At 60.3% G+C, this 1,285-nt stretch carries 1 pseudogene; it reads right to left on the bottom strand.

The window, feature by feature from the left end:
* Positions 1-167: 167 nt before the first annotated feature.
* Positions 168-1,117: pseudogene (locus AC5ZG1_RS43945) on the bottom strand (IS630 family transposase).
* Positions 1,118-1,285 lie beyond the last annotated feature (168 nt).

Raw genomic sequence — 1,285 nt, 5'->3', positions numbered from 1 at the left:
CGAAGCCTACCGCGCGCTACGAGTTCAGCGATCAGGACACGTTCCACCTGCAGCTTCGCGCCCAGCGGAACTTCTGAGGCCTTTTTGCAGCGAAAAGCCTGACAAGTCGCTCGGTATGTCTCGATCTAGGCGTCGGTAAAACCGGGGTATTGGACAGCTAGAGCGTTTCACGTTTTGATGGAAGCATATCCTGCGTTGGCGAAGTAGTTGCTGCATTCGGTAGGCTGGATCGAGGCGACGAGATCGCCGAGGTGTCGCCAAATGTCTTCGAGGGTGCGCTTCTGGGCGATGCGCATCCAGTGCTTGATCTTGGCGAAGTCTGTTCGATCGGATTGAGGTCGGGTGAGTAAGGCGGCAGATACCAGAGTCTGGCGCCGGCGCCTTTGATGATGCGACGCAGAGCAGCCGACTTGTGGCTGCCGAGATTATCCATGATCACGATGTCGCCCGGCTTGAGAACTGGAACAAGCTGCTGTTCGACATAAGCTCGGAAGCATTCGCCATTGATCGGCCCGTCGAAGACGCAGGGAGCGACGAGGCTGTCAGAGCGCAAGGCGCCGAGAAAGGTCAGCGTCCGCCAATGGCCGTGGGGTGCAAAACACCCCGCACCCGTTCGCCCTTCGGGCCCCACCCGCGCAAGGGAGCCATGCTGGTCTTGATCCAGGTCTCATCGATGAAGACCAGGCGCTGGGGATCGAGGCCCGCCTGCCACGACTGCCAGCGGCGGCGCCCGCGCGCGATGTCCGAGCGGGCCTGCTCAAGGGCGAACAGCGTTTTTTTTGAACCGCAGGCCTTCGCGCCGCAGGAATGTCCAGACCGCATTGTGCGAAACCTCGACCCCACGGGCAGCAAGTTCGTCCTTCAGCTTGTGCAGCGTCAGATACGGCGTCTGGCTGATCCGTTCCTTGATGAAGGCGCGATGCGGTTCCAGCACCGGCTTGCGGTATCCGCCTATCTTTCCGGGCGCCACTGAACCCGTCGCACGATAGCGCTGTAACCACTTCACCACCGAGGACACCGCCACGCCAAATCGCGTTGCAACCGCCCGGCAGCTTTCACCCGCACCTACGGCTGCAACAACACGCTCACGCAGATCATTGGAAAGAGGTCGGCTCATCAGATGCTGGTCCCCAGACCCAGCCAACATCTTGAATCACAAACCGGCCCGCAAGGGAATCCCTACCGATTCAGCCTAGCCATGAACCGCTCTAGGACAAGATGGGCTGACGTCCGTGGCGCGGGAACTGCAACATCGGTATGTCCGACTTGATTTGCGACCGTATCG

The organism is Bradyrhizobium sp. Leo78, assembly GCF_059512425.1.
This window is presented reverse-complemented; position numbering and strand designations above follow the sequence as displayed.